Source organism: Bradyrhizobium pachyrhizi (genome assembly GCF_029714545.1).
In the GTDB taxonomy this organism is placed as follows: domain Bacteria; phylum Pseudomonadota; class Alphaproteobacteria; order Rhizobiales; family Xanthobacteraceae; genus Bradyrhizobium; species Bradyrhizobium pachyrhizi.
Genome location: NZ_CP121667.1, coordinates 3,548,956 through 3,565,706, shown reverse-complemented (window position 1 = coordinate 3,565,706; position 16,751 = coordinate 3,548,956). Strand labels below are relative to the sequence as shown.

Here is a 16,751-nt window from a genome sequence, read left to right as displayed (position 1 = left end):
TCAACGACGACAGAAAAAGGACCGCGCGATGGCGCTGATGGACAGCAAGGTCGAAGCCGGCAAGCCGCCGGCCGCAAGCATCCGGCAGTATCTCGCCATCCTGCGGCTCGATCACAGCACCAAGCACATCTTCATCGTTCCCGGGATTGTCCTCGCCTGGCTGTTGCGCGGCCCGAGAGGCGAGCATATCGCAAGCGCGATCGTCCTCGGCCTCGTGGCCGCGATCTGCATCGCGTCGGCCAATTATGTGATCAATGAATGGTTCGACCGCGACTTCGACCGGCATCACCCGACCAAATCGCAACGCTCCGCGGTGCAGAGCGCGATGGACGGCAAGATCATCGGGCTAGAGTGGCTGCTGCTGGTCGCGCTAGGCCTCGTCTGCGCATCTGCGAGCAGCCGCCTGATGCTGTTCGCAACCGGCATCTTCGCCCTGCAGGGCGTCGTCTACAATGTCCCGCCGCTCCGCAGCAAGGACAAGGCCTATTTCGACGTCATCTCGGAATCCGTCAACAATCCGCTGCGGCTGTTGATCGGCTGGGCGATGATCGACCCGACCTCGTTGCCGCCGGGCTCGGTGATCCTGTGCTACTGGTTTGGCGGCGCGTTCCTGATGGCGGCCAAGCGGCTGTCCGAATATCGCGAGATTGCCGCGTCCCACGGCAGGGAGCTGCTGGCGCGCTACCGCGCGAGCTTCGCGCACTATACCGAAGTGTCGCTGACGGCCTCGTGCCTCAGCTATTCGCTGTTCTCGGTGTTCTTCCTCTCGGTGTTCCTGGTGAAGTACCGCATCGAGTATGTCCTCGCGATGCCGCTGGTGGTGATGCTGTTCACCACCTACTTCTCGATGTCGACGTCGCCGGGTTCGTCGGCGCAGAAACCCGAGAAGCTCTATGGCGAGCGCGGCCTGATGCTGCTCGTGCTGGCGCTGGTTGCCGTCTTCCTGGTAGCAAGCCTTGTCGACATGCCGTTCCTCGCGCGATTGGCCGAACAGCACTACATCACATTGAATTGAGCCTCTCGCGGCTTGATCGATATTTGAGCATGATCTCCGCGCAAACGCGTTCCGCGTTTGTCGCGAGGGAAAACCGCTTCGCACTTTTCCGGATCATGCTCTACCGCCGGCGCGGATGCGCCTTCTGATGCCAGGCCCAGGCCGAGCGAATGATGTAGCCGAGATCGGACCGGCTGGCCTTGAAGCCGAGGCCGCGCTCCGACCTGGAGGGATCGGCCACCAGGATCGGCGGATCGCCGGCCCGGCGCTCGCGCACGACGCTCGGCACCGCTTCACCGGTCTCGGCGCGGATCGCATCGAGCACCTGGCGCACCGAATAGCCGGTGCCGGTGCCGAGATTGAACACGCCGCCGGCGTCACCCCTCAGCAGCAGCTCGAGCGCCGCGATATGGGCGCTCGCGAGATCGTCGACATGAATGTAGTCGCGCACCGCGGTGCCATCAGGCGTGTCATAATCTTCGCCGAAGATCGCAAAGTCCGGCACGTGCCCCAGCAGCGCCATCAGCGCGCGCGGAATCAAATGCGTCTCGGGATCGCGAAGTTCGCCGATGGTGACGGAGGCGTCGGCGCCGCAGGCATTGAAATAGCGCAGGCAGACCGAGTTGAACCGATAGGCCGCGCGATAGTCGGCCAGGATCTGCTCGATCATGAATTTGGAGCGGCCGTAGGGATTGACGGTCGGACCTGCGGCACTCTCGGGAATTGGATCGCGGCCGGCGTTGCCATAGACCGCGCCGGTGCTGGAAAAAACCAGGCGGTCGCAGCCCGCCTCACGCATGCCGCGCAGCAGGTCGAGCGTGCCGGCAACGTTATTGCTGAAGTACTTCTGCGGATCCGCCACGGACTCGCCGACCGCACTGAACGCAGCGAAATGCATCACCGCAAGCGCTTTGTGCTCGCCGATAGTGGCGGCGATCTTGTCGTGGTCGGCGACGTCGCCGATCACGAGCGGCCCCCATCGCACGAAATCACGGTGACCGGTGGACAAATTGTCGTAGACGACCGGCAGAAACCCGGCCTCGGCAACCGCCTTGGCGCAATGGGATCCGATATATCCCGCGCCGCCCGTGATGAGGATCGAACCCCTGCTCGCCATTTGAAACTGTCGTCCTCGCGCGACAAATCCTGCGTCTCAACTGACGCAACGGCCGCATGGGTACGACATTCCGTCCGAGGCGGCAAAATGACGATAGGAATAGCGTTAAGACCGAACGGATTTGCAGCCGAAGCGACGGTTAGCGCGACCCGAGCGGCACGTTGGTCCGTTGCCCGACCGGCGGCCCGTGCCGCGACGGTCTCCCGTAAGGGTAAGCCGGTGTTGCCGGCGGGACCGGCCGGGTCGCCTGCGGCCGCGATGTCGGAACACCACCGCCCGGTCCATCGATCGAATAGCGCGTTGCGCCCTGCGTGGTCTGTCCGGTGCCCTGTGCAAGCGCCGGGGCGGTGGCGACGACCAGCGCCGCTGTTGTGACAAGGCCGGCCAGCTTCATGTCGATGCCTCGATAGGTTGGACCGGGATCAACCGTCGATGCCTCCAATCGTTCCGGTAATGTCGTCGCAGCGCGCTGACGATCGTCGCTGATGCGAAAAATGGCGCGGCGAAATGTCTCGCCGCGCCACGTTCGATCGATGGGGCTCGTTCAGAAATTCAGGCGCCGGCCTGCACAACGCCGGCCCAGTGGTCGGGGTTCGCCGGGGTCTGCATCCTGACCCAACGATAACGCGCCTGCGACCAGCTGCGGATCTGCGCATTCAGATTGTCGAGCACGATGTCTCCACCCTTGGCGCGGACCACCAGCACGAGATGATGCTCGCCGGAGGAGGTCACGACCTCGCTCAGCAGAAGGTCGCGCATCGGCCAGCCGCGCGCCAGCAGTTCGTGGCGCTTGCTGACCGCGTAGTCGTTGCAATCGCCGCGCGCCGGATTGATCAACCATTCCTCGCCGGCAAGGCCGCGCTCGTTGCGCTGCGGCGCGATGCTGCGATTGACCGACGCGTTGACCTCGATCAGGTCGGCGATGCGCTGCTTGGTCAGCCGTGTGGCGCCGCCGCGGAACACCAGCCGGGCGCGTGGCTTCGGCTTGCACTCGTCGGCATAGCGCAGGCAGAACATGGTGTAGGCCATCGGCGCCAGCGTCGGCTCGCTGAAGCGGATCTTCTCGATCACGCCGCGCAGCGGCAGCGGGAAGCCGACCATTCCAGCCTGGGTGTTCTGTGCGCTTGTCCCGAGCGCAAGGACGGCCAGAACCAGGGCCATCACTCTCTTGACGTTGTACATTCTTCACTCCCCACAGTGACGGGAAGCATGTACGGGAAATGTCTTGAGCTTGGGCTCAAGCGCGCGGCGGCATTTGCTTCAAATGCGAGGGTGCGCGTACGCAGTTTGTTAACCAGGGCAGGTTCCCGCACCGACCCGCTTTAGGCTGTCCAATGATAACGCGCGCGAAGATCTACAGATCGCAGCGTTGTTGTGCTTTTTGGCGGTTTCCGCGGATGCCGTCATCAGACGCCGTCATCAAATCAAGGGGCTGGTTGCGGCGTGGAACTGCTTGCTTCCATGCCGGCGTGGTTAGCCTGACGTGAAGCGGCCGGCGCGCTCTGTTAAATCGTCACCCGTTGCCTGGGTGCGATCCCGCACCAGCTCATGACGAGATCGGCAAGCATCTTGATCTCGAGATCCGCGGGGGTGCCGCCGGCGAAATCGGCGACCGATTGCCCCAAGGCGACGGCGCGAACATAGGCCGAGCGACTGCCGATCATCGGCCCGATCTCCTCGTCGAGCGTATCCAGCTCCTCGATCAGCTGCTGGCCTTCGAGCGTGCGCTGGTCGACGCGGTTCGGCACGATCATGGCACGGAGCGCCGTTCGCCGCGTGGCACGCACTTCCCGCACAATGTCGAGCGTCCGCGCGGTGGCCTCGATGTCAAGGCCGGACGGCGTGCACGGCATCAGCACGATATTGGCGACCGCGAGCACCGCGCCCAGCACCCGATCGTTCGGCGCGGAGTCCACCACGATGATCTGATGCGGAATCTGACGCATCAGCTTGGCCCATTCGGCCACGGGGCGGGTTTCCGGATCAAGCTGGTAGACGGGGAACGACAGATTGCCGGGCTCGGCCCAGTGACACGCGGACGCCTGCGAGTCGGCGTCGACCAGTCCCACCACGCCCGTGCGCCGATCCAGTTCTGCGGCGAGCAAAACCGCAAGGGTCGTCTTTCCGACCCCGCCCTTGCGCTGGGCAACCGAGATGACAAGCGGCATCGCAAACTCCTGGCGTTATCCCCCGTACGTACGCGGGAGGACACCTTCATCAACGAGCGTCAGCATCCGCGGCAGACAGACCCGCTTTGCGTCGTAATTGTCCCGCACGAAGCTGCGCGCCTTCATCCGCATCTTCTTGAAGGCCTTGGGCCGTGACAGCACCGAGACTACCTGATCCGACAGCGCATCAATATCAAAAAACGGCACCAGCAGGCCGTTGCCGTCCGAGACGATATCGCGAAGCGGGGCGGTGTCGGATGCCACCACCGCACATCCCGCGCTCATCGCCTCCAGCAGCGACCAGGACAGCACGAAGGGATAGGTCAGATAGACGTGCACCGAGGAGATCTGCAGCAGCTCGAGATACGGTTTCCGAGGAATCCGGCCGAGGAAATGCACCCGGCGCAGGTCGATGTCCGACTTGATCTCGTCGAGGAACATCGACTTCCAGCTCGAACCCTTGGGTGGGTTCGCGCCGTAGGATGTCCCGCTGCCGCCGACGATCACAACCTGCGCATTCGGCCGCGCGGCGAGGATCCTCGGCAGGGACCGCATGAAGATATGGAATCCGCGCACCGGCTCGAGGTTGCGCGAGACGTAGGTGATCACTTCGTCGTCCGCCGACAGCGTCGCACCGTTCGGAAGCTGAAACCGCGCGACCGGGTTGGGCTTCACCTCGTCGGTGTCGACGCCCTCGTGGATCACCTCGATCTTGCTCTGAAACTCGGCGGGAAAGGTCGACCTCTGCCATGGCGTCGGCGAGACGCCCGTGTCGCATTCCGTGAGCGCCAGCAGCGTGGTCGCATTCTTCAGATGGAGCGCGACATTGCCATCAAGGCCGGTCATGGGAAATTCGGGATCGAAGCCGACGTCCCTGCCCTCGGCACCGTAGTAGAATTCGCAATAGAGGATGATCCGCGCGCGCGGAAACATCGTGCGCAGCGGCAGCGTCTCGCCCCAACCGGGATGCGCGAAGATCAGGTCGGGCACGAAGCCCTGCCCCGACAGCGACGACAGCGCGTACAGAACCTCTTCGGCACGCCGCGATTCGACATCGAAGCGCCGGGCAAACGGATGGACGACCGCGGAATCCGTCTTGGTCGTCGAATATTTGAGCAGCCGGATATCCGGCGTCGTGCTTGCGGTCGATGAACCGACCGCAACGACCCTGTTGCCGGGCTGCTCTGCGAGCGCACGCGCAATGTGGCGGTACTGGGCCGGAAAGTTATTGTGGACGAACAGGACGTTCATTGGCGGGCGAGCGCGCCCCCCGGCCGCGCGGTCTTCGATTGGGGTCAGGGTCTGCATCATCACCGGCGGTATGTCATCGATTGGCGAGCAAAACTATCTTACCGGATTAACATTAAGCCCCCTTCTATCACACAGATTTTTGGGGCACACTGCGGGAGACTTATCAATCCATTCCGTTAGGCTCGCAGGCGACAATGAACGAACAGATTCAGCAGAAAACCATTGATCTGGCACGGGGTCTCTTCCTGGTTCGATACAATGGCGCAGATGATAAGGTGTCACCTCCGGTGGTGCGCGTATACGCGGATCGCGCCAGTCTTAACAATTGTAATATCATTACCGGACCTGACGTGGTCAATGGAACCCTGTTCGCGCCCGAGACCGCGCTGGTCGTGTCGGTCGCCCGACCGAGCCGCCTGATCGTCGAGGTCACGGCAGGGCGCGTCGGCGGGTCGACCGCCGCCAATATCAAGATCGAGCCGCTGACCCAGGGACAGCCGGCTGAGCAGCCGGCCGGCCAGCCATTCGACATGTTCGAGCCGGAGGCTGGACCCGGCAAGTTGAGCGACCTCAAGCTGCTCGCGCATGTCGCGGGTCTGGGCGACGTGACCGTCGGCTCGAATGTCTGGATTGCCGGACCGTCCGCGCCGGCCCGGATCGAGGGAATTTCCCTCGAATGGCCCAACAAGCCGCACGATCTCCACCTGCAATACGCCGTCAAGTTCGCCAGGCCGCAGCGGGGCGACAACCAGTTCGTTCCTCTCGGAACCTTTGCCGGAACCCGGGGACGCGCATTGGCCATCACGGGGTTCTCGCTGGAGGCCTCGGGTCCCGGCGCGGATCGCTACGCCATCGCGGCTGAAACCATCTTCCTGGGAGCTCCGACCCTGCGGGTCACCGGGAACCGTATTGTGGTGTCGGGTCCTTCCGGACGGGAACCGCTGGTGGGCCTCAAGCTCAATCTCGAGGAGCGCCGGGTGCAGGCAGCCCCTCTCGCGCCCCAGCAGCCGAGGCGGGTCGAACCCGCCACTCCGATGCCGCACCAGGACGGACCCCGCCTCGAGGGACGGGTGCGCGTGTTCCGGAGCCGGCAGGGCGCCGTCAAGACGGCAGGCTGACCATGCGGGCAGATAAGGGCGCCACTTGACCGCCGACGCGCGCAGGGTCGCCTTTACGTCCAAAACGCTCCACCACGTCGATCTCGAGCGGGCCGCTGTCGGGGCGCTCGAGGCGCGTGATTTCCGCCTGGCGTTCGCGCTCGCCGACCGCCGCTGCCGGATCCTGCCGCATCCGGGCGCCCGCGCCCATCTGCTGCGCGCGGAAGCGCTGTTTCATCTCGACCTCAGGGATGCGGCCATCGCCGGCGTCGCGAGGGCGCTCGAGCTCGAGCCGGACGATCTGGTCGCTGCCCGGCGAATGATGGCTTGGGGCGACGACCTTCAGCAGATCGAGGCGGCGCGAAGCGTCACGCGGCGTGACGACGATCCGGATTCGGTCAGGGCCGCCCTGCTGTTGCTCGAACAGAGCGGCCAGGACAGCTGCGCCCGCATCGACTTTCTGGACGAAGAGGTGAAGGGATGGGTGACGTGGCGCGGGCCGGGCGACCCGCACCTTTCGCTGGCGCAGGCGGATCAATCCAGCACGATCCAGCTTCCCGCCGATCCACGCCACAGATTCGCGCGTGACGGGCGACAGGCTGCGAGCTTCCGTCTGATCCGGCCCGCGTCCGCGACCTCGCAGCGCCTGCAGATCACGCAGGCGGACCGGGTGATCGCAAGTGTTCAACTCCCGGCCAACCGCGTTCCGGATCACCGGGCCGCACCACGCCGGCCGGCGCGCCTTCGAAACGGCGAACCTTCTCCGCTCACCATCATCATCCCGGTATATGGGGATCTCGCCGCAACGCGAGCCTGCATCGACAGCGCGTTGAATGCGCTCGCCTGCACGCCGGGCTCGACCATCGTCGTCGTGGACGATGCGTCGCCCGAGCCCGACATCAAGCGCTTGCTCAGCGAGCTCGCCGCCGAGTTCCGCATCCGGCTCCTGACCAACGAGCACAATCTCGGCTTTGTCGGTGCGGTCAACCGCGCGCTCGGCGAGACCGGCGCCGGCGACGTCGTGCTGCTGAACTCGGACACGATCGTGCCGAAATACGCGCTGCAACGCCTGCGCAGCGCGGTGCAATCGACGCCGAGGGTGGGCACGGCGACCCCGCTGTCGAACAACGGCGAATACACCAGTTTTCCAATCCCGAACCGGTCAAATCCCCTGCCCGCGGCCGGCGAAATCGAATTGCTGGACGAACTTGCAGGCAGAGCCAATTCCGGGATTGCGATCGACATCCCCAACGGCATCGGGTTCTGCCTCTACATTACCCGCGAATGCCTCGACGCCGTGCGCGAGCTCTCCGATGACTTCTATCGCGGCTATCTCGAAGACGTCGACTTCTGCCTACGCGCAGCGGAGGCCGGCTTCCGCAACGTGTGTATTCCTTCGGTTTTCGTCGGGCACGAGGGCTCGCGCTCGTTTCTGGGCGAGAAGCGTTCGCTCGTGATGCGAAATCTTCGCGTTCTCGAACACCGTTACCGGCGCTATGCGACGGACTGCGCCGCATTCCTGCTTGCCGATCCACTCCGCGATTGCCGCGCAGCACTTGAGCTCAAGCTGCTCGCGAGCCAGCAGGTCGCCGCCGGCCCATCTGTCATCCTCTGCGGCTCGTCCGCCGGCCGCGCAATTGCCATCAGGCGCTGCCGGCAGCTGGCTGCAGAGGGCCAGCACGGCCTGGTCGTGCAGATCCGCTCCGAGGGACAACGCCAGCTGGCTGCGATGTTTGATCCGGATGGCGGAACGCCGCAGTCGATCGCACTCGACGTTGCGACGCCTGAGGATCGCGAAGCTCTTCTGAGGTTTCTCGCCGATCTCGGAATCCGGTCGCTCGAGATTGCGGAGCCGAACCGCATTCCCGGCGCATATCTGGCGCAGCTCACGCAACACTTTGCCTACGACCTCCTGATCACCGACACCGCGCTTGCAATGCGCACGGCGGTCGGATCGGGCGTTCATCCGGCTTGGACAAGCCTGGTCGCCGAAGCGCGGCGCGTGACTGCGATCGATGACGACGGCGCAGCCTTTTCGGAAGCCGTTCTCGGCCTGCAAGTCGTGAGGCTGAGCGACCCGCCCGTACCGCCGGCGCTGTATCCCGAGGTGAGCGGCCCCGCGCGTCTCGGCCTGCTGGTCCTGCACACCAGCGCCGCGGAATTTCGCTTCATACGAGCGTTGAGCGATCAACTGGCCGACGCCGACGAAGACATCGAGATCGTCGTGCTGGGGAGTACGCTCGACGATCTCAAGCTGATGCAGCGCACGAATGTCATCGTCACCGGCGATATTGCCGTCGACGACGTCGCCACGCTCATCGAAGGTCACGGCATCACGAAATTGGTTCTCGACATCGGCGAACCAGCATTTGGTCATCCATTGGTGGAAGCGCTACTGGCAACCGGGCTGCCGATCGCCGCGACGGAATGGAGCCCGACGCCTCCGGGGCATGGCCGCCGCACGGACCTGAAGCTGCAGCCAGGCTTTGATGCCGATGCAACGATTGCTGCCGTACGCGACTGGGCGGTCGAGGACGTCCTGCTACAACCCGATCGGAGGAGCGGTCGACACCGGCGGCAGGTTGGCACGCGGCTTCCATGATCGCGGCGGCCATGCGAGCGAGGAGAACGGCGTCGAATCCAGCCCCAGCAGCGGGCTGTAATAGGGATCGTCGAGCAGCACCTCTCCCCATTTCGCGCGCAGGATCGACAACTCGCGCCTGAAGCGTGCCCTGCGATCCGGCGCGGAATCGCGACCGCGGCTTGCCGACTCTAGATGAACGAGTTTCGCGTCCGGCGTGAACACGATCCGCTTTCCGAGCTGGCGCAGCTTCAGGCACAAATCGATATCGTTGAAGCTGATCGGAAAGCGGATCTCGTCCATGCCGCCGACGGCCACGAAATCGCGCTTGCGCATCAAGAGGCACGCGCCCGTCACCGCCGAGCATTCGTGCGCCACCTGAAGCAGATCGCCATAGCCGGGATCACCATCCATCCGGTCGTTGAAGGCGTGCGCGGCCGAGAAATTGGCCCCCAGCACCACTCCACCGTGCTGCACGACGCTGCTCGGCCAGAGCAGCTTTGCACCGACGGCTCCGACATCGGGAGCGGCGAGCCGCCACAGCATCTCCGCCAGCCAGCTGTCGTCGAGCGCCTCGACGTCATTGTTGAGAAAGCAGATGTTCTCGGTATCGACGCAAGCGACGGCGGCGTTGTTGATGAATGCGAAGTTGAAGGGCCCCTCGACCGAGATGACGTCGATTTCCTGCGAGAGGCTCTCCAGATAGTCCAGCGTTTCCGGCTCGGTCGAGCTGTTGTCGACGACGAGGATCCGGGCGTTCGTCTCATTTGCCGCTGGCATGACGGTCTCGATGCATCGCTTGAGCAGCTCGGCGCGATTTCTGGTCGGGATGATGATGGTGGTGCGCTCGTTCCAATCGACAGCGCGCTTGACCTGAACGGCCGGAAGAAGACCTGCTTTTCGCGGCTCGACATTGGCCTCGATGCCGGCCCTGGCAAAATACGCCTTGCTTGCGGCGACCAGTTCGGCGGTGGCGGCCGATGCATCGATCCGCGGCAATGCCGCAACCGATCCCGGAAGATGATAGGTTCGATCCGGCTCCGCGCAGCAGAGGAAGATGTCGTAGAGCGACGTCGCCGATCGCAGCGCTTCCAGGGCACGTTCCCGGCGCACCGCAAAACAATACGCCCCATAGCCCTGCTCGAGCGCGCGTTCGAGATCGAATGCCGAAAACGCCAGCGGCCAGACAGCGCCGGCGCCCGCAGCAACCTCGACGTCGCCATAGACGAGGTCGCAGCCGGGTTCGGACGCGAATAGATCGGCGAAGCGCTGCAAGGCGTCGTCCGCGAGGATCGTTCCGCTCAGACAAAACACAAAGAACGCGCTGCCGGCGGCATCGCCCTCGACAAACTCGCGCGCTGCTTTTGTATCGAATTGACTGAACGCCCGCGCCGGCAGGGACACCGCCGACCAGGCGGAGTGCCGTTGCGCTTCGAGGCTTTCGATGCTCTCGTCCACCCTGACATCGCCGATCAGGACCACTGCCGCCTCGGATGCAACATCAGACTGTTCGGATTGCGTCGTCGGCGAGAAGCGCTCTTTCCAGCCGCGATAGGCGTGAAACGGCAGCGAGGCCGGCAGCACCCGGTCGAACAGCTCTCCTCGAAGCCGCTCGCTCTCCCAGCGCCCGAGATCCGCGAGCGTCTGCTCCAATCCGCGATCGAATGCGACGAAGGAAATCGGCTCCGAGATCAGGCTCCGTCCCGAAGTCGTCCGCGCGGATAGTCCGCGCATGCGACCGTCCGCAAAATGCTCGGGCAGATGAAAATCGATCCGGCGGCCGACGCCGAACTCGCCGCCCCGCGCAACGTTGGTCCACCCGGTCGGCTTCACGGTCATCACCGGACGTTGCGCGATCAGGATTTCGATGTCCTCGTCGATGTCCTGAGCAAGCCAGCCTTCGAAGCGCAGACCTCCGACCCACTCGATATCGCCGATCCGGTGCCATCGCGCTTCCGGCGCAGCGACATCGCAGCGAATCGGAGCACCGACGGGAGTGCCGATATTTGCCAGCCTTGCCTCAATGATCCCGGCGTTCGCGCTGACCTGATCCTGCACGTTGAAAGTAAAGCCAAATCGAGCATCACCGATCCCGGCGTCGGCAAGCTCTGTTACGAACTCGTCACACAATGATGACATGTATGGCTCGCCGTCGACGAGCAGGTCGACGGTGTAGCGTCGGCCGAGATCGGCGCGATCATAGACAAACCCGGAAAACGTCGTGCGATCGGATCTGGAGAACTGCGTTTGCAACGACGCGTATTCAGCTCCCGAGGGCTTCTGCTTGCCAATCGTCTTCATGCTCATGTCCACCCTCAAACGGCAGCTCGATTGTCGGTCGATTTCAAGTTGAGAATGTGTCCATGGTGCGCCCGAGGTGACTAGCGGGCGCTCAGCTGCACCGAGGCGATCACCGTTTGCACAAAAAGCCGCCGACCTCCAACACAAACTATACGCTATAAAACTTGGCGTTATCGGCGCCAATTGTGCTAGTGCTAACTCCTCCTCTCCACACTGATCGACGAGCGGATTCATGAAGATTGCAATGGTTGGAACGGGATATGTAGGTCTCGTATCCGGAGCGTGTTTTGCCGATTTCGGCCACCAGGTCGTTTGCGTCGACAAAGACGCCGGCAAGATCGAAGCCCTGAAGCGCGGCAAGATCCCGATCTACGAAACTGACCTCGATAAGCTCGTCGAGACCAACGCCGCGGCCGGACGGCTGACCTTCACGACGGAGCTTGCGGGCGCCGTCGCGGACGCCGATGCCGTGTTCATCGCGGTCGGAACGCCCTCGCGGCGCGGCGACGGCCATGCGGACCTGAGCTACGTCTATGCTGCCGCCAAGGAAATCGGCGCGGCGCTCAAGAAGTTCACCGTGGTGGTGACGAAATCGACCGTGCCCGTGGGCACCGGCGACGAGGTTGAACGCCTGATCCGCGAAACCAATCCCGACGCCGACTTCGCCGTTGCGTCGAACCCCGAATTCCTCCGCGAAGGCGCCGCGATCCAGGATTTTCGCCACCCCGACCGCATCGTCGTCGGCACCGAGGACGATCGCGCCAAGAGGGTGATGGGCGAAGTCTATCGTCCGCTCTATCTGAACCAGGCGCCGATCCTCTATACCGCGCGACGCACGGCTGAATTGATCAAATACGCCGCGAATGCCTTCCTTGCCACCAAGATCACCTTCATCAACGAGATCGCCGATCTCTCCGAAAGAGTCGGGGCGAACGTGCAGGAGGTGGCGCGCGGCATCGGGCTCGACAACCGGATCGGAACCAAGTTCCTGCATGCCGGCGCCGGCTATGGCGGCTCCTGCTTCCCGAAGGACACCCGTGCGCTGTTCAAGACCGCGCTCGACCACGACGTCCAGCTGAAAATCGTCGAGGCCACGCTGACCGCGAACGACAACCGCAAGCGCGCGATGGCGCGCAAGGTCGCCAACGTGCTCGGCGGCGAGCTGCGCGGCAAGACCATCGGCGTGCTCGGCCTGACCTTCAAGCCCGATACGGACGACATGCGCGAGGCCCCTTCGATCCCGCTGATCAACGGCCTGATCGACTTCGGCGCCAAGGTTCGTGCCTACGATCCCATCGGCATGGAGCAGGCGCGCAAGGAATTGCCTGAAATCGAGTACTGCAAGGATGCCTATGAATGCGCGCGCCAGGCCGATGCGCTTGTCATCGTGACCGAGTGGCGCCAGTTCCGCGCGCTCGATCTCAAGCGCATCAAGCAGGAGATGAAGCATCCGGTCGTCGTCGACCTGCGCAACATCTACCGTCCGGACGAGATGGCCGCACACGGCTTCACCTACGACAGTATCGGTCGGCCGCGTTGAGCGCTCGCGCCCGGCGGCGATAGCCGCCGGCCGGTTCAATCCTGGAGCCTTGGTTCTGATCAAATCAGGACCAAGGCTCTCTTCTTGTCTGACGCGTTTTCTGCACGCGCACCGGCATCCGCTTCCGAAGGCGCCTTAAGCGTGGGCGGGCGCGCCAAGCTGGACAAATGCATCCAGTTCGCGCGCCAGCGCTTCCTGCCAGGTCGGCATCGCCACGCCGAACTGCGCCTTCAGCCGCGACAGATCCAGCCGCGAATTACCCGGACGCACCGCCTTGGTCGGAAAGTCGGCGGCTGCGATCGGAGCGATGTTCTCGACCGCCAGCGTGACGCCGCGAGATCTCAGCCCGCCGACAATGGCGGTTGCGAAGCCGTGCCAGCTGGTTTCGCCGGCGCAGACGAGATTGACGACACCGCCCCTGCGCACGAGCTGATCGTGCAACGTGGTGAGGTTCGGCAGGACGATGCCGGCGACCGCTCCGGCGATCGCTGATGCCGTGGTCGGCGCACCGATCTGATCGGCCACGATCCGCAGCTCCTTACGCTCGCCGGCGAGCCGCGCGATGGTGCGCAGGAAATTCGTGCCCTTTGCGGCATAAACCCATGAGGTGCGCGCGATCAGATGCGCCCCGCCCGCCGCCTGGATCGCGACATCGCCGGCAAGCTTGCTGGCGCCGTAGACCGACAGCGGTTCGGTCGGGCTGTCCTCGCGCCACGGCCTGTCGCCCGAACCATTGAAGACGTAGTCCGTGGAGAAATGCACCAGCGGCACGCGGTTCGCCGCAGCCCATTTGGCGATCGCTTCAGGTCCCTTCGCGTTGACCAGGAACGCCAGCTCGCGTTCGTCCTCGGCGCGATCGACGGCGGTATAGGCCGCCGGATTGATGATGAGATCGGGCTTCAGACTCTCAAGTTGGCTCGTCAGCATCTCCGGCTTCGACAGATCGAACTCCGCGGTGGGTGGCGCGATGATCGTGCCGTGGCTTTCCAGCAAAGGCTTGAGCGCACTGCCAACCTGGCCGCGTGTTCCCGTCAACAAGATCCGCATCAGATTTGTCCATAGGTCGGAAGGTTGCTGGCGTCGGCGAGGAGCGGCGCGTCCGCATCCTTGGCCGACAGCTGTGGCTTGTCGACGCCCCATTTGATCCCGATCGCGGGATCATTCCACCGGATCGAGAGCTCGTCCTTGGGGCTGTAGAAATCATCGCATTTGTAGAAGAAGTCGGCGGTCTCCGAGAGCACCACGAAGCCGTGGGCGAAGCCGCGCGGCACCCATAATTGTCGGCGGTTCTCCTCGCTCAATTCGACCGCGACATGCTTGCCGAAATTCGGACTGCCGACGCGCACGTCGACGGCAACGTCCAGCACCTTGCCGCGCAGCACGGAGACGAGCTTGCCCTGGGTGACCGGGTTTTGCAGATGCAGCCCGCGCAGCACGCCATAGGCCGAGCGGGACATGTTGTCCTGCACGAACGGACGCGTGATGCCGTGCTCGACATAACGCGGAGACTGGTAGGTCTCGAGGAAGAAGCCGCGCTGGTCGCCGAACAGCTTCGGCTCGACGATCAGGACTTCAGGAAGCTCGGTCTTGATGACGTTCATCTAACATTTGTTCCAGTTTGACGCGCTTGAAATGTTAATTTCCCTCTCATAACAAACTTGTGCAGCGCACGCTATATGTTATGTTCTGATAGTCAAATTGTGAGGGACCATGAAAGGCATTATCCTTGCCGGTGGCACCGGCTCGCGCCTCTATCCGGTGACGACAGTCGTCTCCAAGCAACTGCTGCCCGTGTTCGACAAGCCGATGATCTACTATCCGCTGTCGACGCTGATGCTGGGCGGAATCCGCGATATCCTGATCATTTCCACGCCGCAGGACAAGCCGCTGTTCCAGCGCTTGCTCGGCGATGGCAGCGAGATGGGTGTTCGGTTCGCCTATGCGACGCAGGAGACCCCGCGGGGCCTTGCCGACGCCTTCATCGTCGGACGCGACTTCATCGGTGATGACTCTGTTGCCCTTGTGTTAGGGGATAACATTTTCTACGGCCACGGCCTGCCGAGCATGCTGTCGTCCGCCTCGATCCGCAAGAAAGGCGCCACCGTGTTCGGCTACGTCGTGAACGCGCCTGAACAGTACGGCGTGATCGAGCTGGACGGCACCGGCCGGGCATTGTCGATCGAAGAGAAGCCGAAGCGGCCGAAATCCAACGTCGCGGTCACCGGCCTCTACTTCTATGACAATGATGTGGTCGACATCGCGGCGGGCATCAGGCCATCGCCGCGCGGCGAGATCGAGATCACCGACGTCAACAAGGCCTATCTCGAACGCGGCGACCTCTATGTCGAGGTGCTCGGCCGCGGCTTTGCCTGGCTCGACACCGGCACCCATTCCTCGCTGGTCGAAGCCAGCCATTTCGTCCAGATCCTGGAGCAGCGTCAGGGCCTGCGCATCGCCTGCCCCGAGGAGATCGCGCTGCGCCAGGGCTACATCTCGCTCGAAGCCTTCGCGAGGGTCGCACAGAAGACCGCCAAGAGCAGCTACGGCGAGTACCTGCTGTCGGTCTACCGCTCATTCCACGGCGAGCCGCGCGCGGCGGAGGTATTCAAACATGCGGTTTAAGGGATCGACGATCTTCGTCACCGGCGGCGCCGGCTTCATCGGCTCCGCCGTGGTCCGCCACCTGCTGCGAGACACCCACGCCCGCGTCGTCAATATCGACAAGCTGACCTATGCGGCAAACCTGGCCTCGCTGCCCCGCGCCGCCGAAAGCCTGAACTACACTTTCGAGAAGGCATGCATCTGCGAGGCGCAGAACCTGCGTCGGCTGTTCGAGAAATATCAGCCCGATGCGGTGATGAACCTTGCCGCGGAAAGCCATGTCGACCGCTCGATCGACGGCCCCGGCGAATTCATCCAGACCAACATCGTCGGCACCTTCACGATCCTGCAGGAGACGCTGCGTCACTGGCGTTCGCTCTCGCCCGAGAAGCGCGACCGCTTCCGCTTCCTGCATATCTCGACCGACGAGGTGTTCGGGTCGCTCGGCGACGAAGGGCTGTTCACCGAGACCACGGCGTATGCGCCGAACTCGCCCTATTCGGCCAGCAAGGCGTCGTCCGATCATTTGGTGCGGGCCTGGCGCGAGACCTACGAGCTGCCGACCCTGGTGACCAACTGCTCCAACAATTACGGCCCCTATCACTTCCCGGAAAAGCTGATCCCGCACATGATCATCAAGGGGCTCGCCGGCGAGCCGCTGCCGGTCTATGGCGACGGCAAGAACATTCGCGACTGGCTGTTCGTCGAGGATCACGCCAAGGCGCTGACGCTGGTGCTGGAGCGCGGCGAGATCGGCGAGACCTACAATGTCGGCGGCCGCAACGAGCGCACCAACCTGCACGTGGTCGAGAGCATCTGCGACCTGCTCGACGAGGTCGTGCCGGCCGCGGCAGGCCCGCGCCGCCAGCTGATCAATTTCGTCGCAGACCGCCCCGGCCACGACCGCCGCTACGCCATCGACGCCACCAAGCTCGAGACCGAGCTCGGCTGGCGCGCCGAGGAGAATTTCGAGACCGGCATCGCCAAGACCGTGCGCTGGTATGTCGACGAGCAACCCTGGTGGCGCGCCATCCTGGAGGGCGGCTACAAGGTGGAGCGCGTCGGCCTGAACCAGTAGCCGCCGATCACCGCGGATCATCA

14 protein-coding genes are annotated in these 16,751 nt (G+C 63.7%); 6 read left to right on the top strand and 8 right to left on the bottom strand.

The genetic code is table 11. The annotated features are described in order from the left end of the window. Positions 1 to 28 precede the first annotated feature (28 nt). A complete protein-coding gene (locus tag QA639_RS16310) occupies positions 29 to 1,015 on the top strand; it encodes a UbiA family prenyltransferase (RefSeq protein WP_028331567.1) in 987 nt (328 codons plus the stop codon). A gap of 100 nt (positions 1,016 to 1,115) precedes the next feature. Here the strand turns inward: QA639_RS16310 and galE are convergent, their stop codons facing one another. The 5 genes from galE to QA639_RS16285 form a co-directional block, all read right to left on the bottom strand. Beyond that, positions 1,116 to 2,111, bottom strand: a complete 996-nt coding sequence (gene galE / locus QA639_RS16305; protein WP_283090222.1) for a UDP-glucose 4-epimerase GalE — start codon at positions 2,109 to 2,111, stop codon at positions 1,116 to 1,118. A 139-nt stretch (positions 2,112 to 2,250) separates the two neighbouring features. Continuing rightward, positions 2,251 to 2,505, bottom strand: coding sequence for a hypothetical protein (locus QA639_RS16300; RefSeq protein WP_152977855.1), 255 nt, complete (start codon positions 2,503 to 2,505; stop codon positions 2,251 to 2,253). Positions 2,506 to 2,663: 158 nt separating this feature from the next. Continuing rightward, on the bottom strand, positions 2,664 to 3,293 hold the full coding sequence (locus tag QA639_RS16295) for a transglutaminase-like cysteine peptidase (protein WP_283090221.1): 630 nt from the start codon (positions 3,291 to 3,293) through the stop codon (positions 2,664 to 2,666). A 323-nt stretch (positions 3,294 to 3,616) separates the two neighbouring features. After that, positions 3,617 to 4,279, bottom strand: a complete 663-nt coding sequence (locus tag QA639_RS16290; RefSeq protein WP_028331570.1) for a ParA family protein — start codon at positions 4,277 to 4,279, stop codon at positions 3,617 to 3,619. Positions 4,280 to 4,294: 15 nt separating this feature from the next. Beyond that, a complete protein-coding gene (locus QA639_RS16285) occupies positions 4,295 to 5,530 on the bottom strand; it encodes a glycosyltransferase family 4 protein (protein WP_028331571.1) in 1,236 nt (411 codons plus the stop codon). A 194-nt stretch (positions 5,531 to 5,724) separates the two neighbouring features. Between QA639_RS16285 and QA639_RS16280 the strand changes: the two genes are divergently transcribed. Then, positions 5,725 to 6,648: a hypothetical protein gene (locus tag QA639_RS16280; RefSeq protein ID WP_283090220.1), complete on the top strand. Its 924-nt coding sequence runs from the start codon at positions 5,725 to 5,727 to the stop codon at positions 6,646 to 6,648. Positions 6,649 to 6,946: 298 nt separating this feature from the next. After that, positions 6,947 to 9,229, top strand: coding sequence for a glycosyltransferase (locus QA639_RS16275; RefSeq protein WP_346283744.1), 2,283 nt, complete (start codon positions 6,947 to 6,949; stop codon positions 9,227 to 9,229). Here the strand turns inward: QA639_RS16275 and QA639_RS16270 are convergent. Further along, positions 9,170 to 11,509 (bottom strand): glycosyltransferase family 2 protein, encoded by a 2,340-nt coding sequence (locus tag QA639_RS16270; protein WP_244978714.1) that lies wholly within the window; start codon positions 11,507 to 11,509, stop codon positions 9,170 to 9,172. The two genes, QA639_RS16275 and QA639_RS16270, sit on opposite strands and share 60 nt — an antisense overlap. 232 nt (positions 11,510 to 11,741) lie before the next feature. Between QA639_RS16270 and QA639_RS16265 the strand changes: the two genes are divergently transcribed. Continuing rightward, positions 11,742 to 13,049 carry a UDP-glucose dehydrogenase family protein gene (locus QA639_RS16265; protein ID WP_028331574.1) on the top strand — a complete coding sequence of 436 codons (1,308 nt, stop codon included), beginning with the start codon at positions 11,742 to 11,744 and terminating at the stop codon, positions 13,047 to 13,049. Positions 13,050 to 13,184: 135 nt separating this feature from the next. On the opposite strand, the gene rfbD is transcribed toward QA639_RS16265, so the two are convergent. Both rfbD and rfbC read right to left on the bottom strand, forming a co-directional pair. Then, on the bottom strand, positions 13,185 to 14,096 hold the full coding sequence (gene rfbD, locus QA639_RS16260) for a dTDP-4-dehydrorhamnose reductase (RefSeq protein ID WP_157347347.1): 912 nt from the start codon (positions 14,094 to 14,096) through the stop codon (positions 13,185 to 13,187). Further along, positions 14,096 to 14,650 carry a dTDP-4-dehydrorhamnose 3,5-epimerase gene (gene rfbC / locus QA639_RS16255; RefSeq protein ID WP_028331576.1) on the bottom strand — a complete coding sequence of 185 codons (555 nt, stop codon included), beginning with the start codon at positions 14,648 to 14,650 and terminating at the stop codon, positions 14,096 to 14,098. The genes rfbD and rfbC overlap by 1 nt, the downstream gene beginning before the upstream one ends. 109 nt (positions 14,651 to 14,759) lie before the next feature. On the opposite strand from rfbC, the gene rfbA reads away from it, so the two are divergent. Both rfbA and rfbB read left to right on the top strand, forming a co-directional pair. Further along, positions 14,760 to 15,671, top strand: a complete 912-nt coding sequence (gene rfbA, locus QA639_RS16250; RefSeq protein WP_018270712.1) for a glucose-1-phosphate thymidylyltransferase RfbA — start codon at positions 14,760 to 14,762, stop codon at positions 15,669 to 15,671. Continuing rightward, positions 15,661 to 16,728: a dTDP-glucose 4,6-dehydratase gene (rfbB, locus tag QA639_RS16245; protein ID WP_283090219.1), complete on the top strand. Its 1,068-nt coding sequence runs from the start codon at positions 15,661 to 15,663 to the stop codon at positions 16,726 to 16,728. The genes rfbA and rfbB overlap by 11 nt, the downstream gene beginning before the upstream one ends. Positions 16,729 to 16,751 lie beyond the last annotated feature (23 nt).